At 37.2% G+C, this 22,491-nt stretch carries 18 protein-coding genes; 10 read left to right on the top strand and 8 right to left on the bottom strand.

Going from position 1 to position 22,491, the window contains the following annotated elements:
* Positions 1–176 precede the first annotated feature (176 nt).
* Positions 177–1,397: an alkane 1-monooxygenase gene (locus tag HUN22_RS06225; protein WP_174727137.1), complete on the top strand. Its 1,221-nt coding sequence runs from the start codon at positions 177–179 to the stop codon at positions 1,395–1,397.
* A gap of 112 nt (positions 1,398–1,509) precedes the next feature.
* On the opposite strand, the gene HUN22_RS06220 is transcribed toward HUN22_RS06225, so the two are convergent.
* From HUN22_RS06220 to HUN22_RS06205, 4 genes are all read right to left on the bottom strand, one after another.
* On the bottom strand, positions 1,510–2,715 hold the full coding sequence (locus tag HUN22_RS06220) for an acyl-CoA dehydrogenase family protein (protein WP_174727134.1): 1,206 nt from the start codon (positions 2,713–2,715) through the stop codon (positions 1,510–1,512).
* 23 nt (positions 2,716–2,738) lie between these two features.
* Entirely contained in the window at positions 2,739–4,022 is a 1,284-nt protein-coding gene (locus HUN22_RS06215) for an acyl-CoA dehydrogenase family protein (RefSeq protein WP_174727146.1), read from the bottom strand.
* A 229-nt stretch (positions 4,023–4,251) separates the two neighbouring features.
* A complete protein-coding gene (locus HUN22_RS06210; RefSeq protein WP_174727131.1) occupies positions 4,252–5,625 on the bottom strand; it encodes an ABC1 kinase family protein in 1,374 nt (457 codons plus the stop codon).
* Positions 5,626–5,858: 233 nt separating this feature from the next.
* Positions 5,859–6,161 (bottom strand): hypothetical protein, encoded by a 303-nt coding sequence (locus HUN22_RS06205; protein WP_174727128.1) that lies wholly within the window; start codon positions 6,159–6,161, stop codon positions 5,859–5,861.
* Positions 6,162–6,351: 190 nt separating this feature from the next.
* On the opposite strand from HUN22_RS06205, the gene ybaK reads away from it, so the two are divergent.
* The 9 genes from ybaK (at position 6,352) to HUN22_RS06160 (ending at position 17,350) form a co-directional block, all read left to right on the top strand.
* Positions 6,352–6,816 carry a Cys-tRNA(Pro) deacylase gene (gene ybaK, locus HUN22_RS06200; RefSeq protein WP_174727143.1) on the top strand — a complete coding sequence of 155 codons (465 nt, stop codon included), beginning with the start codon at positions 6,352–6,354 and terminating at the stop codon, positions 6,814–6,816.
* 160 nt (positions 6,817–6,976) lie between these two features.
* The gene (locus HUN22_RS06195) at positions 6,977–9,208 is read left to right on the top strand and encodes a TonB-dependent receptor (protein ID WP_174727125.1); all 2,232 of its coding nucleotides are present in this window, start codon (positions 6,977–6,979) and stop codon (positions 9,206–9,208) included.
* Between the two features lie 567 nt (positions 9,209–9,775).
* A complete protein-coding gene (gene mtlD / locus HUN22_RS06190) occupies positions 9,776–11,923 on the top strand; it encodes a bifunctional mannitol-1-phosphate dehydrogenase/phosphatase (protein ID WP_174727123.1) in 2,148 nt (715 codons plus the stop codon).
* 105 nt (positions 11,924–12,028) lie between these two features.
* Positions 12,029–12,655, top strand: coding sequence for a 2'-5' RNA ligase family protein (locus tag HUN22_RS06185; RefSeq protein WP_174727120.1), 627 nt, complete (start codon positions 12,029–12,031; stop codon positions 12,653–12,655).
* A complete protein-coding gene (gene cobU, locus HUN22_RS06180; protein WP_174727117.1) occupies positions 12,643–13,161 on the top strand; it encodes a bifunctional adenosylcobinamide kinase/adenosylcobinamide-phosphate guanylyltransferase in 519 nt (172 codons plus the stop codon). Before HUN22_RS06185 ends, cobU begins: the two co-directional genes overlap by 13 nt.
* Position 13,162: 1 nt before the next feature.
* Positions 13,163–14,218 carry a nicotinate-nucleotide--dimethylbenzimidazole phosphoribosyltransferase gene (gene cobT / locus HUN22_RS06175; RefSeq protein ID WP_174727113.1) on the top strand — a complete coding sequence of 352 codons (1,056 nt, stop codon included), beginning with the start codon at positions 13,163–13,165 and terminating at the stop codon, positions 14,216–14,218.
* Positions 14,211–14,810 (top strand): histidine phosphatase family protein, encoded by a 600-nt coding sequence (locus HUN22_RS06170; RefSeq protein ID WP_174727110.1) that lies wholly within the window; start codon positions 14,211–14,213, stop codon positions 14,808–14,810. Before cobT ends, HUN22_RS06170 begins: the two co-directional genes overlap by 8 nt.
* Positions 14,811–14,934: 124 nt before the next feature.
* Positions 14,935–16,503: a histidine-type phosphatase gene (locus HUN22_RS06165; protein ID WP_174727107.1), complete on the top strand. Its 1,569-nt coding sequence runs from the start codon at positions 14,935–14,937 to the stop codon at positions 16,501–16,503.
* 106 nt (positions 16,504–16,609) lie between these two features.
* Positions 16,610–17,350 (top strand): adenosylcobinamide-GDP ribazoletransferase, encoded by a 741-nt coding sequence (locus tag HUN22_RS06160; RefSeq protein ID WP_174727104.1) that lies wholly within the window; start codon positions 16,610–16,612, stop codon positions 17,348–17,350.
* 48 nt (positions 17,351–17,398) lie between these two features.
* On the opposite strand, the gene HUN22_RS06155 is transcribed toward HUN22_RS06160, so the two are convergent.
* The 4 genes from HUN22_RS06155 to HUN22_RS06140 form a co-directional block, all read right to left on the bottom strand.
* Complete coding sequence (locus tag HUN22_RS06155; protein ID WP_174727102.1) at positions 17,399–19,519, bottom strand: TonB-dependent receptor; 2,121 nt, start codon at positions 19,517–19,519, stop codon at positions 17,399–17,401.
* 65 nt (positions 19,520–19,584) lie between these two features.
* Positions 19,585–20,076 carry a hypothetical protein gene (locus HUN22_RS06150; RefSeq protein WP_174727099.1) on the bottom strand — a complete coding sequence of 164 codons (492 nt, stop codon included), beginning with the start codon at positions 20,074–20,076 and terminating at the stop codon, positions 19,585–19,587.
* Positions 20,077–20,215: 139 nt separating this feature from the next.
* Positions 20,216–21,325, bottom strand: coding sequence for a 3-deoxy-7-phosphoheptulonate synthase (locus tag HUN22_RS06145; RefSeq protein WP_302675960.1), 1,110 nt, complete (start codon positions 21,323–21,325; stop codon positions 20,216–20,218).
* A gap of 96 nt (positions 21,326–21,421) precedes the next feature.
* Complete coding sequence (locus HUN22_RS06140; protein ID WP_174727097.1) at positions 21,422–22,306, bottom strand: sulfite exporter TauE/SafE family protein; 885 nt, start codon at positions 22,304–22,306, stop codon at positions 21,422–21,424.
* Between the last annotated feature and the right edge of the window lie 185 nt (positions 22,307–22,491).

The following is a 22,491-nucleotide window of genomic DNA, read 5'->3' as shown; positions in this document are numbered from 1 at the left end:
ATCATTATTTTAATAAAATTATAGTGACCTATTAGAATAGATCAACATGTGTTTTTAGGACAAAAAAGTGGAAGAAAATGCCAAAGACTTTAACATAGGTTTTTTGGACGGTTACTACTGTTAAGTAATTAGTATTTCTTTAACTATATAGATATATAGAAAAAGGAAATATTACTATGAATGCACCAGTGAATGTTCAGCAAGAACTTATGCCAGTGCCTGCGTCTATGCGTGAAATAGATCGCAAACGCTATTTATGGATGATTAGTCCAGCGTTACCTGCAATTGGTTTGGCAATTTTAGCAGGTTACCAGTTTGGTCCACGCCCATTAAAAAAAGTTTTCGCTTTAGGTGGTCCACTTTTATTACATGTCGTAATTCCTGCAATTGACACTGTTATTGGGAAGGATGCACGTAATCCAACTGATGAAGAGATTAAATTACTTGAAAAAGATCCATATTACTCGCGTCTTGTGAAGAGTTTTATTCCACTGCAATATGCTGCAAATGTTTATGCATGTTATCTAACAAGCCGTAAAACAACTTCATTTATTGATAAAATTTTGCTCGGTATTTCAATGGGGGCGATTAACGGTATTGCGATTAATACAGCCCATGAATTAAGTCATAAGCATGATCGTATTGATCATATTTTATCTCATCTTGCTTTGGTTCCTACAGGTTATAACCATTTCCGTATCGAGCATCCTTATGGACACCATAAACGTGCAGCAACACCTGAAGATCCAGCTTCTTCACGCATGGGTGAAACATTTTATGAATTCTGGCCACGTACAGTTGTAGGTTCTTTTAAATCTGCAATTGAAATCGAAAAAAATCGCTTAAAACGCAAAGGAAAAGAATTCTGGTCTTTGGATAATGAGTTATTACAAGGCTGGGGTATGAGTGCGGCATTCCATGCTTCTATGGTGGGAATTTTTGGTAAAGGTGCAATTCCATATTTAGCGACACAAGCATTTTATGGGATTAGTTTATTTGAAATTATTAACTATATTGAACATTATGGTTTATTACGCCAGAAAAAAGAAAATGGTCAATATGAGCGTACAATGCCAGAGCATAGCTGGAACAACAATAACGTAGTAACAAACTTGTTCTTATACCAGTTGCAGCGTCATTCAGATCATCATGCTTATCCGACTCGTCCATTCCAAGCATTGCGTCATTTTGACGAGGCACCAGAGCTACCAAGCGGTTATGCTAGTATGTTATTACCAGCGTTAATCCCTTCATTGTGGTTCAAAATAATGGATAAGCGAGTATTTGATCATTATAAAGGTGATTTAAACAAAGCAAATATTTCGTCAAAACGACGTGCAAAAATCTTTAAGAAATTTGGTGTAGTTGATAAAGCATTAGACAGTACAACTACCTAATAAATAAAAATATTAATTCCTGAAATACGAAGCCCTCTAGTTTAATCGCTAGAGGGCTTTTAAGTTTTTACAAAAAAAGCTAATAAAAGAAGGGAAAAATTTCCCTTAATTATTATTTTAGTTCGCTAGAAGATTTACCCAGTTCTCGGCGGGCAATGATTAATTGCTGGATTTGCTGAGTACCTTCAAAAATATCAAGGATTTTTGAGTCACGTGCCCATTTTTCAAGCAACTCATCTTCGTTATAGCCAACACTTGCTGCCAATTCGACACATTTTAAAGTGATCTCATTACCAACACGACCTGCTTTGGCTTTTGCAATAGAAGCTTCTTTAGAGTTTGGCTTTTTGTTGTCTGCCATCCATGTTGCTTTTAACATGAGTAGGCGAGCAGCTTCCCATTCAGCTTCCATATGGTAGATTTGTGCTGCGAGGTTAGAAGTATGTAGGTAGGGTGTAGAGTAATCAGGATCAAGCTGATCTTTAAAAATCTCTTTAATACGTTCTAGTGAAGCTTTAGCACAACCGATTGCCATTGCTGCAACTAATGGTCGGGTATTGTCAAAAGTTTCCATTACTCCAGCAAAACCTTTAGCGACGTCTACTTCGGCATTGCCTAAAAGGTTTTCGGCTGGCACGCGGCAGTCAATAAAACTAATTACGGCCGTATCTGAAGCTTTAATTCCTAATTTATGTTCGAGGCGTTCAACCTTCATTCCAGGTGTTCCTTTTGGTACCACGAATGACTTAATCGCTGCACGTCCAAGTTTACGATCGAGCGTGGCCCAAACGACGACAGAATCTGCACGTTCGCCAGAGGTCACAAAAATCTTTTCACCATTTAAAATATAGTCATTACCATCTTTGGTTGCAGTGGTGCGAATAGCGGCAGAGTCGGAGCCACAACCAGGCTCGGTAATGGCCATTGCTGCCCATGTTCCTTTGAAACGTTCTAATTGCTCATCATTTGCGACAGCAGCAATTGCTGAGTTCCCAAGCCCTTGACGTGGCATACTGAGCAATAAGCCTGTATCACCATAACACATCTCAATAATTCCAAGAGCGGTCGACATGTTGGTTCCGTTACGAACACCCTCACTGTCTGTATCACCGCGCTTTCCAGCACCTGCAGCTCCGGCATTAATCCCTTCGCCACCTTCATTCATACCATCAATAAGTGAAGCGAGCATATCCAGCTCTTTGGGATAAGCATGCTCAGCTTTATCATATTTACGAGAAATAGGGCGTAAAACATTGATCGCAACATCATGTGCTTGATCAATCATCATTTTGAATTTTTTAGGATTTTGTAAATTCATTAAAGTATCCTCTGATTGATCATTTATGCATGTAAGCCAGATTGTAAAATTGCAGTAGCGCGTAAATCACGGTACCAGCGTTCAACCGGGTGTTCTTTTGTGAAACCATGTCCACCAAGAATTTGCACACCATCTGTACCGATTTTCATGGATTTTTCAGCACAAAGTAGTTGGGCTAGATAAGCTTCACGGTGAAATGGTTTGCCTGACTCTGCAAGGCTTGCTGCATTTAAAATCAACATACGCATCGCATCAATTTCAATCGCCATATCTGCAATCATGAAAGCGACACTTTGGCGATGCGAAATTGGTTCACCGAATGCAGTTCGTTCATTGGCATATTTAATACAGTAAGCTTTTACAGCTTCACATGTACCTACAGCCATAGCACACCACATTAAGTTGCCTAAATCTAAAAAAGCAGTGTAATCAAAATCTGTTGCACCTAACCGTAGAGCAGGAGTGTGATTAAAGCGAAGAGTTGCTGTTTCTGTGGCTTTAAGCCCCATAGCCGGAGTGTTTTTTATTGAAATTGTGTCATCGCATTGCACGACAAATACGTCTGGCTTGCCGTTAAAATCTGCACTTACTAAAAATACATCAGCTAAATCACCTAAAATCACTAATGTTTTTTCGCCATCAATAAAAAACTGATCATTTTCAAGTGATGCTTTTGTTTTTAAAGCATAAGGATTAAATGCTGGAGTTGCCTCTTGAACTGCAAAGGTGGCGGTAATGTCTGAGTCTTCTGCAAAACATGGTAGGTACATTGACTGAACTTCAACAGAACCCCAACGTGTGATTGCATTGATAACGCTAAATGTACTGAGTAATCCTGCTGTAAGGCTGAAATCACCCTCAGCTAGTTTTTCAGCAATGAGTAAGTTGCTAACAATATTTTGTTCGGCTGCTACTCCGCCTAATGCCTCTGGAAGTGCATAGTAATTAATCCCTAAGTCTTCAACATATTGCCATAGAATTTCAGGAAACTGAGCTTCCTGATCAGCATCATGGGCCAACCCAAGTAAAACTTCTTGTGCAAATTGAGACATTGCCTCAGAAGTCATTTGTTGCTCTTCTGTTAGGCTTAAATCAAATAGGTTCTTATGTTGTCGAGGTAAACGTTGCTGAGAGATTTGCTTGGGTTTAAATGCTTTTTGAGTCTGAGTTAGTGCTCTAAAACCAGCTTTTGAACCTTGATAGAGCGATTTTTCAACAAATTTACGCAACTTGAGTTGATCAAGTACATCGCTTCCAGCCAATCTAGTGATCAGCGATAAACCCAAACCCTGAGCTTTATTGATCATACTTGTCATAATTATGGTGTCCTAACACATTGTTATTGTTTTATGCTGACACGCCTCATAGTAAAAAACTATGTCGTTAGTGACATTCGAAAAATGAGTAGATAAAAGGTAAATAAAAAATAAATGGAAATTAAGTATCTGATTTATTTATTAAAAATAATTTTATTGTGAGGCGTCTTGTGGGAGTATTGACTAGAATGACATGGAATCATTCTAGCCTTTCACTAAATTAACCGAAGTTACGAATCATACGTCGTACATTAGTTTTTGCATCAATAACTGTCATAAACGTATAGGCCCCAATAAATTTACGGCTAATAAACATAAACTCTTTTGGTGGAACTGAAAAATAACGCGATGCCATCGATTTACTTGCTTGCTGCATAACACGACTATGTAACTGGCTTTTCTTCCAGTCATAACGTTCGTGCTCATCCATAAGGCCTGCTGGCATATCCGGATTATTTGCAGGAGTACTAAATGCTTCTGTCGCGAGTAAAAAGACATCCGCCATACCCGGTTTAATACTTTCAGGCATTGCATCAAAAAACTCGTAACCAGTCATGGCTTTCACCATTGCATCTTTATTATGTTGATAACCTGCCTGAATGAGTTGACGTGCCACTGATAGCAAGTGCTCATCAAACTGACGGATAGCACCAAAATCCAATAATACAATTTTGTCCTGAACGTCTTGGCCATTACCCAAACGAACAAGGTAATTACCAAAGTTAGGGTCAGTCTGCATTTCGCCCCATTCAAAAATTTCACGAACTGCAATTTCGAGTGAAGCTTCTCCGAGCTGATTACGACGTTCTTGAGGTAAAGACAACATCACAGGGCTGTTGATTGGAACACCGCGTTCAAAAGTCATGCAGAGTACTTGATTGGTACAATATTCATCTATAATCGTCGGAACAATATAACGCTCGTCATCTTTTAAACGTTCACCGAAACGACGGGTAGTGGCAGCTTCAACATCATAGTCCACTTCACGATGCATCATTTCACGTACTTCATCAAACCACTGATCAAATTCACGGGTTTGTGGCACCATACGTGTCAGTTTAAGCATGTTTTTAAACAAGCTCATATCTGAGTCAATTGCATTTGCAACGCCAGGATATTGGATTTTTAGAACTAATTCCAAGCCATCTGATTTACGCGTTGCACGATGTACTTGTGCGAGAGAGGCTGTACCAATGGGCTCATGATCAATTGTTAAATCATTTAACTTAGCGCCCAATTGCTCCTGTAGATGTGGCTTAATTGCAGGCCAATCTAAAGCAACGGTTTGGTTGTTTAGAGTATTTAATGCTTGTGTAATCTCTTCTGGTAAAAAGTGTTCACCATAAAGAGCCATCATTTGGCCAATTTTAACAATAGAACCCTTAAGTTTACCTATTTCAGAAACCAGATAATTAGCTTGTTCGCTCATCGCTTTTTTGCGTTTCTTTTCTTTTTCTTCTTCATTAGAAAATATAGAAGAGGCACTTGCAGTTGCCCAACGTGTTCCTGCAAGTAAAGAAGCTTTCGCGATTGATAAGCGTCGATCCATGGAAGAAGTTTTTAAACTCTTAAGCTTATCTTTCTGATTTGACATGAAAATAGAATCCTATGCGCATCATGCAGCCAAACGCTGGTGATCTAAAATTGTAACGAATATTACATGTTTTGAGCGTATTAAAATAGTTCTCTCAGACTGAATGATAGGCCGAAATGGTCATCTTTATTCCAATAATTCTTAAATAGCCTAAGCAATTCGAAGATTTAAGAAATTAAAACAATTCAGATGACTAAAACTAAGATAAAACCGATCTTTGATAACAAAACGGATTACATTTTAAATTGAATCTTTAATTCAGATTTCTGCATCAAATGAAGGCGATTGGTCTGAATATGTTGCAATAACATTTGCTTGACAGAATCATGCATAAAACCAAGTGCATGTGCTTTTACAATAATGATGCTAGGCAGGGTATAAAAGAAGTACTTAACATCATCAAGAGTTGCGTTATTAAAAATACCTTGTTCAATTAACGTCTGCTGCAAAAATTGCTTTTCGCTTAATACAGAATCTGAAGATTCATCCCAAAAACGGTGACGCATTGCCATCAGATTGTTGTGTTTATAACTCATAAAATTGTCAGCTCAGACTTCAAATTTAAATAAAATATATGGAGTCGAGCAACGAATATCAAGTTGAGATTATTTTTTCTTCAGTTGCTGTTTGAATTTTTATGTAACTCTTGTAAATAGCCTAAGCAAATTTAAAATTCTTTTAAAAAAAACTATAATAGAAACAATTTCATCTATAACACCACTTACTATGACTCCTGCATGTAGATTATTAAAAAGTAATAAAATCGAATTTTCTATTCATGAATATGAACATGATTCAAATGCCAAAAGTTTTGGATTAGAAGCAGCCGAAAAATTAGATTTAGATGTAAACGAAGTATTTAAAACTCTAATGGTAAGTGACGATAAAAATTATTTCGTTGCCGTCTTGCCTGTTAATCACCAATTAAATTTAAAAAAAGTTGCTACGGCGTTTGGATGTAAAAAATTACAGATGGCTAATCCTAAAGATGCCGAACGTTTAACAGGATACTTAGTAGGTGGGATTAGTCCTTTAGGCCAAAAGAAACGATTAAAAACTGTCATTGATGCATCAGCTCAAAACTTTAATAAAATTTATGTAAGTGGGGGAAAAAGAGGGCTAGATATTGGTTTAAATCCAAAAGATTTAGCTCAGCTTTTAAATGCTCAATTTGTTGATGTAATTGATTAGTAAAATAAATCTCTTTCTTATCTCATTAAAATAACTAATTTTAAGATAGGTAGTATTAACTCAATCTTTTTAATAAAAACAATTCTCATTATTATCTATATTTAGTATTATGCCGAACCTTATAACTATCTAATAACTTTTGGGTTTGGAGAAAGGGAAAATGCATCAATACAAAAAGGTTGGGGCTAACTCAAATCATCTGATGTGTGCTGAATCACGATATTTTAAATTAAAACCTTGTTGTATTGCTCTAGCAGCAATATTTGCGCAGCAGGTTTATGCAAATACAAATATTGAAAAGGAAGTCCTTAATAATCAACCGACACAAAAGCCTGTAGCTCAATTGCAAAAAATTATAGTGACGGCGACAAGGACGCCCAAAAATATTGCTGAAATTGCCGGCACAGTTCAAACGATTGAAAAGCAGCAAATCGAACAACAGGCAACTGCTGGACGAAAAATTGCCGATATTCTGGCTCAGTTGGTTCCATCACTCGGAGTGAGTAGTGGAACGACAACCAACTATGGGCAAACAATGCGTGGTCGTGATGTCATGATTATGATTGACGGCGTATCACAAAATGGCTCACGCGATGTTGCTCGGCAGCTAAATAGTATTAGTCCAGGCATGATTGAACGTATTGAAGTTCTTTCAGGAGCTACAAGTATTTATGGATCAGGTTCTACTGGCGGGATTATTAATATTATTACGAAACGTGCTGATTCGACTAAACCAGTAAGTTTTGAAACTAAACTTGGTATTACGTCTTCCGATACATTTCGAAGTGATAGTCTAGCTTATGAAATTGGTCAATCTATTTCATTTAATAAAGATAATGTAAATGGTTTCTTAGGGGCTAATTACACTAGTCGCGGATCTCAGTTCGATAGCCATGGTGATCGTATTGCTATAGCACCTATGCAAGGTAGCCGTCCTGATACTGATACAATTGATATTAATAGTCGTATAAATATAGATTTAACTGATAACCAATCACTAAGTTTAGGTGCGCAATATTATAAAGATGAACAAGATACGAGTTATGGTCCTGATTATGGGAAAAATTATATTTATGGAGGAGCGCCTAACTCATATATTGGGAAAAAGGGTTTAGAAATACCTAATCAGCCTTTTACAAAGCGCTATGCATTCAACACTCAATACCAAAATAAAGATATTTTAGGTCAGGTCTTAAATCTAGAGGCATATTACCGTAAAGAAGATTCTCGTTTCTTTCCAGTCTTTTTAGGAGGAGAAGGTACAGAAGCAAAACAATCTCAATCTGAAATCGAAGTTGCTGGTTTGCGCTCAACAGTACAAAGTGATTTAAATATTATGAATCGTGATCTTAATTTAACTTATGGTTTAGATTATGAACATGAAAAAGATCATCAACACTACGAGCATTTCACTGCATTCAATACAGGTTTGACATATAAACCTACAGGTAAAACTTCCGATGCCGGTCCAAATACAACAATTCAAAGTGCTGGCGTTTTTATACAAGGTGATTACGCTTTAACAGACCGTATGAATGTCCAGGCTGGTACTCGTTATCAATATATTAAAGCTGAAACAGAACAGTATTCGACTAAAAATGGGATACAACCAAGTGGATCTGTAAATGACGATGCTGTTTTATTCAATTTGGGAGCGATATATAAATTAACAGATGAGCAGCAAATATTTGCTAATTTCTCTCAAGGTTTTAGCTTTCCAGATGTACAACGGATGATGCGTGATGCATTTAATATATCAACCGCTAATATCCAACCTATTAGTGTAAACAGCTATGAATTAGGCTGGCGTTTACAAGGAGAGCAGAGTCTAAATCTAGGTATAACAGGTTTCTATAATACCTCAGACAAAGTTGTTCAATTCTACAAGAACAGTAATAAAGAAACTGTTGCTGAGGTTATGGACAAAGACCAGCGTGTATATGGTGCTGAACTAACGGCGACCTACCCATTTATGGAAGAGTTTAAAGTTGGGGGAACACTTGGTTATACGCGAGGTCAATATAAAGATACGGATGGTAAATGGAAAGAGTTGAATGCTTTTCAAGTTTCACCAATAAAAGGTACTGTTTTTGCCGAGTGGAACAGTGATGAAGGATATGGTGCTCGTGTGCAAATGCTTGCTATAAAAGGTACAAATGAAGCAGTAAAAGATGGCTCACTTTCAGCTGTAAAAATTAAAGGCTATAGCACGATGGATGTTTTTGCACATTTTCCAGCTTGGAAAGGACGTATAGATTTTGGTGTCTATAATGTTTGGAATAGAGATTATCGAACGATCTATAGTCAACAAGCAGAAAAAGTATACGGTCTTGTAGAAAGCATACCAGCCGAAGGACGTACTTACGGCCTCAGTTATACATTTAATTATTAATGTGAAGTGAGATAGGGAATATCTATAAATCATAGGTATTCCTTAATAAATTTTGAAAAATAATAAAATATGCTTGCATCAACAAATGAAAATGATTATCATTATCTATATTGAAAGTTAAGGAGTGTTCTAAAAAATTAATTATAGTGCGTGCTACTGTAATGTTAAGTTTTTAGGTAATTTTAAAGTTATACCAGAGACTCCAATAACAATGATGTTGAAAAAGATGAGTTCATTTCTGGTATTTGGGCACCTGCAGGACATTATAAAAATAGGCAGGTTCAACTAGCGGTAAATGGAACAAAGAAAAATAAACATTATCAGCGCAATAAAAAGAACTAATCAAAAGCAGCAGGCAAGGATGGCTTGCTGCTTTTGTATTTAAAGTTAATTTCATAGTTATTCATATATTTCAACTGTTTTGGACTTTTAACTCTCCTCAGTAACAGATCGATTATATTTTTGATTAAAAAATAACCACTAATGTTTCATTTATTAACATCCTGCCTTTTTAGCCATTTTTTTGTATACCCTGAATAAAACATGATCAAAAAAAGAGGTAAAAACGTGCTTATTTTTCATGGAAAACCTGTTCACGGAGCTATCTTCGATATGGATGGGACAATGTTTGACACTGAACGATTACGGTTTCAAACATTGCAACAGGCATCTCAAGAACTCATTGGACAGGAGTTTTCTCACGAATATTTAATGCAATGTTTAGGTTTAAGTGCAACTACTGCTGAGCAATTGGCTCAACGTCTATATGGCATCAATGTTCCATATAAAGAAATTCGAAAAAAAGCTGATGAGATGGAACTCGAACATATTCGGAAAAACGGCGTTCCTATCAAAAAGGGTTTAGTTCAAGTTTTAGAACGTTTAAGAAAATCTGGTTTAAGAATGGCTGTTGCGACTTCAAGCCGTAGAGCAATTGCCGAAGAATATTTAATTAACGCCAATGTTTATAAATTTTTTGATGTGATTACTTGTGGTGACGAAGTAGAACAAGGAAAGCCGCATCCAGAAATCTTTTTAAAAGCTGCTAGTCAACTTCACTTGGATGCTAACCAGTGTCTTATGTTTGAAGATTCTGAAAATGGTTTAACTTCAGCTCACACTTCAAAAGGTTTAACGATTTTATTAAAAGATATTAAAGAACCAAATGATGAAATGCTGGGAAAAGCGCATTTTTATTATGATCAGATGTATGACTTCTTAACAGATCTTGACCAATTTATCCCCGTTATGGACATGCCTGAAATACAGGAACCTTTTCCGCAAAGCCTAAATCAGCTTACTGTTGGGATACATGGTTTCGGTGCTATTGGCGGTGGTTATATAGCGCAAGTCTTGTCACATTGGGATGGATACACAAAACCGAAGAAAATTATTGCTTCTACACGAAATAGTCTTTTCCGTGAAGCTGTAAATGCGTTTGGAACGTATAGTATTCGCTATGGACAATTTTCTCATGATGAACGTATTGAAAATATGAATATCATTGACTCTGACAATGAACAACAAATGTTGGAGATGTATACTCATTCAAGTTTGATTGCACTTTGTTTACCTGAACAGGCCATTGAAGCTGAATCAAAAATAATTGCAAAAGGGCTGTATGCACGTTTTAACTCGCCACTTGAAGCATGTACTGAACCACTAACTTTTCTAATTATTTTAAATAAAGTCGGTGCGAAATATTTGGTTATGAAGCATCTTAAAGAAGCTCTGCTAGAGTTAACCAATGATGAAGATGTAACTGAGCATATTTTAAAAGAACATTACTTTTGCGACACTGTCGTAAACCGCATGGTTTCAAAGCTATCTAATCAGAGTTTATATCGCCAACTTCGTATTAAGCACCATTTTCTTGAACAGCATTTATCTGATGTGGAGCATGAAGAACAGGTCGAAATTGAAGAGTGCAATAAACTAACCCAAGATCAGCAAAATCAGGCTTCTGTCTATGTTGATAACATGCGCCGTAATTTCCAGCCGGGGCATATTTTACAAAGTATGGACTTAATTCTGTTTCATAGCGAAACGGATATGCCAATTTATGTAGAGAAAGGCAGTCCTTTACTCGAAAAGCTCCGTCAAGTTGTCTTGGTTAGTCAGATTACGGACATCCAATTAATCAAAAATCGTCTATGGAACGGCGTGCACGCGATGCTTGCTTGGTATGCATCACTAATGGGTTATGAATCTATTGGTGTTGCCATGGGTGACCATGCAGTTAAAGCCTTTGCAGAAAACTTAATTAGAGAAGTAAAGCAAGGGCTTGCAATTATATTACCCAACTATGCAAAAGATTTGGATCGCATGGCACAAAGCTTTCTAGACTCATGTGAATATGCTTTTAAAGACCCGTGTCAGCGTGTGGCGCGAGATCCACTACGTAAATTAACTCATAATGAAAGAGTAATCGCATCAATTGAGGTGAATATCGCGTATGATTTGCCATATAAAAATCTATTAAAAGGTGCTGCTTTAGGTTATGCCTATGCGATTCAATATTTAGAAATTGAAGAGGCTGATGCGATTAAACATTTACAACAGCAAATTCATAAATTGGATATGAATATAGGTCAAAAAAGACAACTTGAAGGTGAGTTAACGCAATTAGTTCAATATTTATTTTCTGAACAAGGTAAGCAACCTTTGAACATGAATATTACCAATGGCCAAAATACACGTACTCAATATGCCTAAATTCTTTTAAATAATTAATGCTCTACAACTGAAAGGCAAACATGCTTTAATACAAGAATTGAATGATTTTGAATTAAAGCTGTGCTGCTAAAACCTTCGACGTTCATGGTGCCAACAACTATACGGGATTATCCCGAATGGCATCTTGGACGGCAAAATTATGCTTTATGGTATTTAGAAATTAATGATCAAAAAATAGTTGATTATTTAGATACGTTACGTGCACATTTTTCAGAATTTTTATTAGAACCAAATCACCGTCAATATCATATCACATTGTTTATATGTGGATTTTTAACTAACGAGACTAAAACTTATAGTGATGACTTTAGTTTTAGTGAGTTTGAGCAACATAGGCAAATTTTTAGAAAAGAGAATTTTCCATCATTCCAACTAACAGTTAGGTCAATTGATAGCTTTACGAGTGCTTTGTTTGTAGAAGTCCAAGACACTGAAAATATTTTATCTCTAATGCGTCAAAAATTAGGCATAGTTTCTAATGAAATTGCCGCTTTAGATTATTGTCCGCACATCACTTTGGGATTGTATAAAACAGACTATAGTAGTGATTTGATTTTACAAAAAATTTCACAATTACCTGTACAATATAAACAGGCTGAATTTGACCTTAAAGTTGAGCATTTAACGTTTGGTTATTATCAAGCTCAAACTTTACAAGGTAAGTTATATTCGTATCAGCATTTGTTTTTAGGTGATTCATGTTGCAATTGATTTTGGGTGGTGCCCGTTCTGGCAAAAGTCGACTGGCTGAACAAACGGCAATATCAATGCAATTGCCTGTAACCTATGTTGCAACGGCGCAAGCGCTAGATTCTGAAATGCAAAGTCGAATAGCACATCATCAAAATCAGCGTCCTGCTCACTGGTCTTTAGTTGAAGAACCATTATTTTTGGCAAAAACTTTGCAGAAAATTGATCGACCTAACCAAATTATTCTGGTGGATTGTTTAACATTTTGGTTAACCAATTTGTTACTTTTAGATGATCAAAGTGTTCAACAACTTGAGTGTGAGCAGCTGGTAAAAGTTTTACCTACACTTGAGTCAGAAATCATTTTAGTAAGTAATGAAACTGGTCTTGGTGTTGTGCCAATCGGTGAGATTAGCCGTCGCTTTGTCGATGAAGCAGGCAGACTACATCAGCGTTTAGGGCAAATTGCAGATAAGGTTATGTTTTGTGTGGCTGGTTTTCCAATGATTTTAAAAGGTGAGAAATAGAATGAACTGGTGGTTACAATCTGTACAGCAACCTGATTTGGACGCAAAACAACAAGCTGAGCAACACCAGCTCCAACTCACTAAACCTACAGGAGCTTTAGGTGATCTAGAGCTGATAGCAGTTAAACTTGCTAGTTTGCAGTCAACTGCCTATCCACAAGTTAGCCATCCATGGATTACAGTTTTTGCTGGCGATCATGGCGTGGTTGAAGAAAATATCTCTGCATATCCTCAAGCCGTTACCCGTCAAATGCTACAAAACTTCACGACTGGCGGTGCAGCAATTAGTGTAATTGCCAAATATCATCAAGCTCATTTACAAGTGATTGATTGCGGTACAGTAGGCGAAGCATACGAATATGCAGGGGTTGAGCGTCATTGTATTCGTGCTGGCACAGCAAATTTTGCTAAACAAGCTGCGATGAGTGCTGACGAATGCCGTGCTGCTCTAGAGTTAGGTAAAAAGAGTGTAGATACGGCTAAAGCTGAAGGCGTAGATATTTATATTGCGGGTGAAATGGGAATTGGAAATACCTGTTCCGCTTCTGCCTTAGCATGTCTTTTATTAAATGATACTGCCGAGCAACTCACTGGTGTTGGTACTGGTATTGGTGCCAATCAGTTAAGACATAAAATTGAAGTAATTGAAAAGGCAATTGAACTTCACCATAAACATGTTGTTGGTGATGTCTTCAAAACATTATGCGCCGTAGGCGGTTTAGAAATTGCAGCAATTGTGGGAGCTTATATTCGCTGTGCTCAGGTCGGTCTACCTATCATTGTCGATGGTTTTATTAGTTCGGTCGCTGCTTTATGCGCAGTACGAATGAATCCTAAAGTGCGTGACTGGATGCTTTTTGGTCATCAATCGGCAGAATATGGCCACCAACGTATTTTACAAGAACTTAATGCTGAACCGATTTTAAAAATGAATTTACGGTTAGGTGAGGGTAGTGGTGCTGGCACTGCCTTGTCATTAGTTAAAATGGCATGTGTATTACACAACCAAATGGCTACCTTTGAGCAAGCTGCTGTAAGCGGGAATAAAATTGAGTAAATTTAGCATTGATTTGCTGAGACATGGCGAAAGCCAATATAGCCATACTTTACGTGGTCATTTAGATGATGAGTTAACAGCCAAAGGTTGGCAGCAAATGCAGTCAACCATTGAGCAAGTGGAAAATCATCCATGGGAGGTCATTGTAAGTTCATCATTAAAACGTTGTGCTTGTTTTGCTGAGCAACTTGCGAGGACGAATGAACTCCCTTTACTTCTAAATCATGACTTAAAGGAAATGTATTTTGGTGATTGGGAAGGCATCTCAACTCAGCAAATTTATGAAACCTCACCCGAATTGCTAGCAAATTTTTGGCAAAAACCGAGTCAATATTGTCCACCTCGTGCTGAAACTTTAATGCAATTTCAAACAAGAGTTCTTAAAGGCTTTAAGGAACTACTTGTACATATGCAAAGCAAAAACATGCAACATGCATTGGTTGTTACTCATGGTGGTGTTATTAAGCTATTGGCTTGTTTAGCCAGACAACAACCTTTAGATGATTTACTAAAAATGTCGGCAGACCTGGGGAAGTTATATTCACTCGAATTTTCTGAAAGAGGTGGTCAATTAACTTTTAAGTTAAGATAATAGTTTTATATTTTTATACACTTGTAAGTTATTATTTTTATAAAGATATTTTAGTGTGTGTAATAGAACTGTCATTGCTCAAAACTAAGCTATTGGCATTTATTATTAAACACTCATCTGGCTTATGAATATTTTATTTAAAACAACTATACTTGCAGCATCATTATTGCTCGCAGCATGTAACGATAATGACGATCAAGAAGCTCAAACTGTACCACTTACGAACCAATCAAAATACTATCAAACAAAAACACCTTACCAACCGCAACAAGAAATAAAAAATTATGAACAAGCACCGAATGGATTCCAGCCAGTTTTTACAGAGTTAGTGGCACGTCACGGTTCGAGAGGTTTATCAAGTCTGAAATATGATTTAGCACTTTATAATTTATGGAAACAGGCGAAAGCTGAAACTGCCTTAACGCCACTAGGTGAGCAATTAGGTGCTGATTTAGAAGCAATGATGAAAGCGAATATTTTGTTAGGTTATGGTGTTGAAGGGATCCGTCAGTACGGTTATGGAAATGAAACCATGACTGGTATTTTAGAACACCGCGGTATTGCCGATCGATTATTACAGCGCTTGCCAACTCTTTTAAATTCACAAGCCTCTATATTGGTACAAAGTTCTGGAGTAGACCGTGCGGTAGATAGTGCTAAATTTTTTACAGCTGAGCTGATTAAACAACAACCGCAACTTAAAGATAAAATTGTTCCAGCTTCTTATACCAATTTATCAAGTCAAAGCGTGCCAAGTGTTGAAGATGGTGGCATTGATCGTTTTAAACTTTATTTTCATAGTTTGAATGCAGACGAAGACTTAGTTCAACCACTGAGTGTTAGCCAACAAAAAATTTATGATGCTAGTCAGGCTTATCAAGATTTTGAAGAAAATAATAAAGATTTAGCCCAAAAGTTAGATGAGTTATCAAAAAATATTGAGGCTGAAAAAACAGCACAAACAGTGCTTAAGCCTCTATTTAAAGCAGACTTTATTAAAAAACTGGGTACAACAGGTTATAGCTTTAGCAATACGGGATCCATTACGGTAACTTCACCTAAAGGCGAGCAAATTACAGAAAAAGGTAAAGGTAAAAATACAATTGCCAGTGCAGTTGATGCAGCAGCTTATATTTATGAGCTCTATTCAATTTCTGGTGGCATGAAAGATGAGTTGAAAGGTATCGATTTTGATAAATATATGCCGTTAGATGCTGCAAAATTTTATGCTGAATTTAATGATGCCAATGATTTTTACGAAAAAGGCCCAAGTTTTACAGAGTCAAATCAGGTGACAAGTGAAATTGCTCAAGGACTTAAACAGGACTTGTTCCAGCAAGTTGACGCCGTGGTGAATAAAGCTCAGCCTTACAAAGCAGTTTTACGTTTTGCTCATGCTGAAATTATTATTCCTTTAGCAACTAGTTTAGATTTACATAATATGATGCAGCCTTTACTACTACGTCAGACTTATAATTACTCAACAAGCACATGGCGCGGTGAAGTAGTTTCGCCTATGGCGGCAAATGTACAGTGGGATATTTACCAAAATAGCCAAGGCTCTACTTTGGTCAAAATGCTTTATAACGAGAAAGAAACTTTATTTAAATCTGCATGTAACTATGCGCGTTACACGCCAACCAGTTTTTACTATGACTACATCAAATTGAAACAGTGCTATCAAATGCAATAGATTTTCAGTTTTTGAAGTCTTTAATGGGAATAGGGATTGCTATTCCCATTTTTATTTCTTCATAATTAAATTTGTTTTTAAATATAGATCAGTTAGAGAGTTGGATATGACACCTTTTTGGATTGCATTGCAATTTTTAACTGTTCTGCCTATTGAGCTAAAGACAATACCGACGGCGCAACAAAATGGTCGGGCTATTTTATTCTATCCGCTGGTTGGGCTGATTATTGGTGGCATACTTTTTACTGCGGCCTGTCTTTTTGCCAAATTACCTATTCTTTTAGTTGCTGCAATCATTCTCACTTTATGGATTTGGCTGACAGGTGGATTGCATTTAGATGGGCTAGCGGATACTGCAGATGCGTGGGTAGGTGGTTTTGGTGACAAACTGCGTACTTTACAAATCATGAAGGATCCAAGTTGTGGCCCAATTGGAGTACTCAGTTTAGTCATTATTTGTTTACTCAAATTTGCACTGATTTATGCGTTGATTGAACAGCATCAAACGTTATTTTTAGTCTTTGTTCCCATTCTTGGGCGTGTGGTGCCATCTATTTTGTTTTTAACTACGCCATATGTTCGTGAAAAAGGTTTAGGCCGTTCTTTGACTGATCACTTACCTAAAACGACTTCTTGGATAATTGCAAGCTTAGTTTTGCTGCTACCTTTATATTGGAAATGGCAAGGACTTATTGCCATCATTGGTTTTTTAATTGGCCTTGTTTATTTAAGACATCTGTTTATTAAAAGAATTGGCGGTATTACGGGTGATACTGTCGGTGCAGCGATTGAGCTAAGTGAAACGGTACTGCTTTTTGCTTTTGTCGTGAGTTATTTTTATTTATAGCTAGATAAAAGTTTGTGGCCAAATTGATGACCACAAACTTAAAGTTGATTAATCACCAAAGTGATAGCGTAGACCTAATAAATAAGTACGTGGTGCAGCTGGCGTATAGCTTACTTCATTATTACTAAAAGAAGTACTTTCAGCATAATGGGTATCTGCCACATTTAAAATCTGACCATATACCTCATAAGCTTTTTTACGATAGTTCGCACGGAGATTGAGTACTGTGTGCCCGTCATATTTTTGTGTATTAGCATCATTAATCCAATATGAACCTACATAGACACCTTCTGCTGAAAGTAGTAGTTCGGGAATTGGTTTAATTTGATATTCCAGCGTACCAAAAGTTTTTGGGGCACTTGGCATGTCATTGCCACTATAGTCGATAGTGGATGATGGCTGAAATTGTCCATAACGATGGCGAGCCCAGCTACCTGAGAGTTTCAGTTTTTGGTCAAGCTGATCGGAAATTTGCCAAGTTGCACCGACTTCAATACCTTCGTGACGAGTTTTACCTGCATTCCGTGGTTCACGGCTATTATCTGGCTTGGTGTAACTAATTACTTCATCTTCACCGTTTAAACGATAAAGGGTAATTTCGCCATCCAAACGATCATTCAATATTTTAAAGCGAATACCTGCATCAATATTGGTAAAAGTTGCTTCAGTCAAATTTGGTGTGACTAAATTTGCGCCGTAAAGGCTACTAACTTCTGGTGGGACAAAGCCTTGTGACCAGTTTGTATAGAAGTCAATTTGTGGTGTTACGTTCCAAATTGCACCTAGTTTCGGACTGGCCTTATGAAAGTTTCGTGTTTCATCAGGTGCGCCCGTAACATTAGATGGAGTTAAATTATTTTGATAATCATAACGAATCCAGTCGTAACGAGCGCCGCCGACTAAGTTTAAGCTAGGTAGAACTTGCCAGTTAGCTTGAGCGTAGATTGCTTCATTATTAACATCGACATCAAAATCACGTAAAAGTTTTCGCTGTTTAAAACCAGTATAAATACGGGTAACAGGATCTCGAAAAACTTCAATGTCATTGGTCCGACCTTCGATCGGAGAATGCTCAGCCATGCCACCCACTACTAACTTAACTTGATCTAGTGTTGCCGAATGCTGAAGGTTAAGCCCATAGGACTGAAAACTATTGTATGTCGTTTGTCCACTATAGGTTCCTGTTGCAACTCCACCTTTCTTGTCTGTTTTTATGTTATAGCTTGGGTTTTGCTCAGTTGTATTATCTCGATAATATAAAGTGATTTGACTTTGTTGCTGATCATTCCAGTCATGACTAAGTTGTGAAGACAGTCGAGTTGCATCTACTTCTCGATAGGTAAATGTTTGATAGCTGTAACCAGGGCGTTGACTATAATCTTCAGCATTTAAGCTACCTGTCATATCTGCATATAAGTGATTATAACTAAAAATGTTTTTAAGTTTGGTTGTATCTGAAATCAGCCAATCATGACGTAGAGTAACGCTTTGTTTGTCTGCTTCAGCATGATCTTGCCAGCTATTCCCACGATCGCTGGCATAAGCAGAAATTCTTAAACCATGTGTTCCGCTCGTTGTATCAAAAGTATCAGATGCTCCAACATCAATACGGCGATAACCTTCGTTGCTCGCACTCAGACTAATATCAGCTGTTGGTGTTGTACTTGGTGGCTTTGTTAAAAAATTAATAGTTCCACCAATAGCATTACTTCCATAAATACTACTCGCAGGTCCACGTAAAATTTCAATATTTTCCACACCAGCCATATTCACCTCATATAAGGCGTTATGGTTAAACACGCCTACAGGACGAATCGAAAGACCATCTTCTAAATATTGATAGACAGCAGCGGTGGTTATAGGTTGACGTATGGACATCATGTGCTGTTCGTTACCCAGGTCGTTCATTAAAACTCCTGGTGTCTGGTTTACAAGTTGTCCAATGAAAGTGGCATGTTTATTTTCAATTTGCTCGCTATTAATTTGGTGAATTGCAGCTGGAGTTTTATTGAGTTTTTCACCTTCACGACTTGCTGTGATCACAATAGTGGATAAAGTTTTGGTGTCACTATTTGCTGGTGTCAAATCTTCAGCAAAAATAATAGGGCTAGCTGAGGCAGACAAGCAAGCGGCACTTAAAACAGATAAGCGAAATTTGAGGGATAACATATTTTGACCCTATAAAAGCAATAAGTTTTGAGTCCTTGAAAATCAAGGATGCTAAATTTGCGTTTTTACAGAGCGACAGGTGGGGCGTGTTTAATTGGTAAGATATAGAAGGTAAGGGGAAGTTCTAGCTGTATTGTCCACGTATGACACAGACATCGTACACGGGTAAACCAACGTAAAATTAAAACAAAAATCAAAGCAACTAATGGAATTAAAATTGCTGCATCGAGACCATGCGTACAAAGCGGACAATGTTTCATGATTTGAGTAGCTAGAGCAAAGACTTCTTGAGCATGCGAACTATGAAATTTATCTTGAATAGATTCCATATGATGATGGGCATGTGAAGAGTGATGCTGCTGAGGATTAAAATTTTGTTGGTGAGATGAATACTCTAGTGTCACTGGCTGACAGTGACTAGGCATGGTATATAACTCAGGTACGATGCCGATTTGCACTAAACTGGGCAAAAAAATGTGCCATAGTAAACATAGTAAAGTGATAGCACCTAAAAGCGTGCGCCACTTCAGCAAATGTTTACGAAAACTCAGCACCATATTTTAGGCGGCCGTATTAGAAAAACTCGTCGAAGTATAATCAAAAAATAATAGTCGTCATAGGTGAATTCCGACAAAGTAAAATAAAAAAAGCCCTCAAAAATGAGGGCTTAGTCTTCTTTCAATCTTAAAAGATCAATTAACGGTTTGGTAAAACATCTTTTAAAGCTTCATGCATTTCAAGCAATGTCTTTTCAGTAGTTTCCCAATCAATACAGCCATCAGTTACTGATTTGCCATATTCTAAATCACAAAGATTTTCAGGAATATCTTGGCGACCACCTTTTAAATGACTTTCAACCATAATACCGACGATTGACTTATTACCATCTAAAATTTGTTCCGTAATATTTTTAAGAACAAGAGGTTGTAAGTACGGGTCTTTATTTGAGTTGGCGTGACTCGCATCAATCATGATTTTGTTGCTAACTTTAGCTTTTGCTAAAGCATTTTCTGCTTCTGCAACAGAGCCAGCGTCATAGTTAGGTTTGCCATTACCACCACGTAATACAACGTGTGCATAAGGGTTACCACTAGTATTGATAATTGAAACTTGACCATCTTCGTTCAAGCCTAAGAAACTATGACCATATTTAACAGACTGCATCGCATTCGTTGCAACAGTTAAACCACCATCTGTACCATTTTTAAAACCTACTGGTGATGATAGGCCAGAAGACATTTCGCGGTGAGTTTGACTCTCAGTTGTACGTGCACCAATAGCAGACCATGAAATTAAGTCTTGGTAGTACTGCGGAGAGTTAGGATCAAGTGCTTCAGTTGCACATGGTAAACCTTTTTCATTTAATTCAAGCAAGAGCTTACGACCAATACGTAAACCTTTTTCGATGTTAAATGAGTCATTCATATCTGGGTCATTGATTAGACCTTTCCAACCAATTGTTGTACGTGGTTTTTCAAAATAAACACGCATAACTAGATATAGAGTATCTTTAACCTTTTCGCTAAGCGCTTTTAAGCGATCAGCATATTCGTGAGCAGCTTTTGGATCATGAATAGAGCAAGGACCAATAACGACAAACAGACGCTTATCTGAACCATCTAAAATATTACGAATAGTTTCGCGGCCTTTTAGAACAGTTTGTGAAGCAACATCAGATAAAGGAAGTTCTGATTTAAGCTCAGCTGGTGTTACAAGAGTTTGAATGCTTTTAATATTAACGTCGTCGATATCTGGCTTTGAAACGGAATTTGAATGTGTAGTCATTGCTGTCACTGGTTCGATCATACTAAAGGTTGTTTTGTGTACTGAATATACCATGAAATAATTATGAAAATCTTACATCTCATGGTATTTCAGTTTGGAAAAATCCTATTGATTTTACTATCTTTCAGTCGAGTTGCTTGTTTTTTCAGCAACTACTGCTTGTTGTACCACAGGTGCTTTCGGTTTTGCTTTGACTGGATGAACCATAAAATTCACACCAAGAGCAAATAGAGTAATCCCTAAAATTTTTCGGATTAAACGTTCCGGCATGCGAGAGCTAATTAATGTACCGATAATAATTGCAGGAATCGAACCGACCAATAACCACATCAGAAGGGTAAAGTCGACGTTACCGGCACTCATATGTCCAAGACCAGCCACTAAGGTAAGCAATACGGCATGTACAACATCTGACCCAATAATTCGAATCATTGGTAAGTTCGGGAACATAATCACGAGTGCCATAATCCCAAATGCGCCAGCGCCAACTGACGAAAGTGTGACGAATACACCTAAAATGATGCCCATAATGACGATAAAGCTACGTTTTTTATGGATTGCTAATTGCTCATTTTCAGTTTGGATGGTTTCTTTATTCCGAAATTTATTAAAGAACTTTTCAATACGAGAACGGAAAATGATAGACACACCAGTTAAGGTCAGCATAAAGCCTAACACCATCGTTAAAACAGCTTTATAGTGTGTTGACTGACTTAAATAATGCTCAAGTACCCATGAAGTAATGAAAGATGCAGGAATACTGCCTACTGCTAACCATAAAACAATTGGCCAGACAATGTTGAGCTTTCTAGCGTGAACCATTGAGCCACAAAATTTTGAGATTGCAGCATAAAGTAAATCGGTACCAATCGCGATATGAGGTTCAATTCTAAAAAGACTAATTAAGATTGGTGTCATTAATGACCCACCCCCAACTCCTGTAATCCCGACACAGAAACCAACTAACATACCCGCTAAGATAAATTCAAAAGGACCAAACATCTTTATCGCCACTTATCACGAAACGCAGATATCTTATTCCTTTTAGAGATAAACAGTTGTCATGAATAATGATTTACTTATGCAAAAAAAAGCTAAGCAACGAAAATTTTGCTTAGCTTGAACTATTTTTCATCATTTCTTGAAGAAAACGATTATTTTGATGATTTTAGGGGATTAAGTAAAAG

Origin of the sequence: Acinetobacter lactucae (genome assembly GCF_013344765.1) — a bacterium.
In the GTDB taxonomy this organism is placed as follows: Bacteria; Pseudomonadota; Gammaproteobacteria; order Pseudomonadales; family Moraxellaceae; genus Acinetobacter; species Acinetobacter lactucae_A.
The sequence above is the reverse complement of the archived record's forward strand: the minus strand, read 5'-3'. Positions and strand labels throughout refer to the sequence as shown.

Bases quoted from the DNA above. Each gene is read 5' to 3' on its own strand.
- HUN22_RS06225 (WP_174727137.1), top strand. From the start codon at position 177: ATGAATGCACCAGTGAATGTTCAGCAAGAACTTATGCCAGTGCCTGCG.
- HUN22_RS06220 (WP_174727134.1), bottom strand. From the start codon at position 2,715: ATGAATTTACAAAATCCTAAAAAATTCAAAATGATGATTGATCAAGCA.
- HUN22_RS06215 (WP_174727146.1), bottom strand. From the start codon at position 4,022: ATGATCAATAAAGCTCAGGGTTTGGGTTTATCGCTGATCACTAGATTG.
- HUN22_RS06210 (WP_174727131.1), bottom strand. From the start codon at position 5,625: ATGTCAAATCAGAAAGATAAGCTTAAGAGTTTAAAAACTTCTTCCATG.
- HUN22_RS06205 (WP_174727128.1), bottom strand. From the start codon at position 6,161: ATGAGTTATAAACACAACAATCTGATGGCAATGCGTCACCGTTTTTGG.
- ybaK (WP_174727143.1), top strand. From the start codon at position 6,352: ATGACTCCTGCATGTAGATTATTAAAAAGTAATAAAATCGAATTTTCT.
- HUN22_RS06195 (WP_174727125.1), top strand. From the start codon at position 6,977: ATGCATCAATACAAAAAGGTTGGGGCTAACTCAAATCATCTGATGTGT.
- HUN22_RS06185 (WP_174727120.1), top strand. From the start codon at position 12,029: ATGGTGCCAACAACTATACGGGATTATCCCGAATGGCATCTTGGACGG.
- cobU (WP_174727117.1), top strand. From the start codon at position 12,643: ATGTTGCAATTGATTTTGGGTGGTGCCCGTTCTGGCAAAAGTCGACTG.
- cobT (WP_174727113.1), top strand. From the start codon at position 13,163: ATGAACTGGTGGTTACAATCTGTACAGCAACCTGATTTGGACGCAAAA.
- HUN22_RS06165 (WP_174727107.1), top strand. From the start codon at position 14,935: ATGAATATTTTATTTAAAACAACTATACTTGCAGCATCATTATTGCTC.
- HUN22_RS06160 (WP_174727104.1), top strand. From the start codon at position 16,610: ATGACACCTTTTTGGATTGCATTGCAATTTTTAACTGTTCTGCCTATT.
- HUN22_RS06155 (WP_174727102.1), bottom strand. From the start codon at position 19,519: ATGTTATCCCTCAAATTTCGCTTATCTGTTTTAAGTGCCGCTTGCTTG.
- HUN22_RS06150 (WP_174727099.1), bottom strand. From the start codon at position 20,076: ATGGTGCTGAGTTTTCGTAAACATTTGCTGAAGTGGCGCACGCTTTTA.
- HUN22_RS06145 (WP_302675960.1), bottom strand. From the start codon at position 21,325: ATGATCGAACCAGTGACAGCAATGACTACACATTCAAATTCCGTTTCA.
- HUN22_RS06140 (WP_174727097.1), bottom strand. From the start codon at position 22,306: ATGTTTGGTCCTTTTGAATTTATCTTAGCGGGTATGTTAGTTGGTTTC.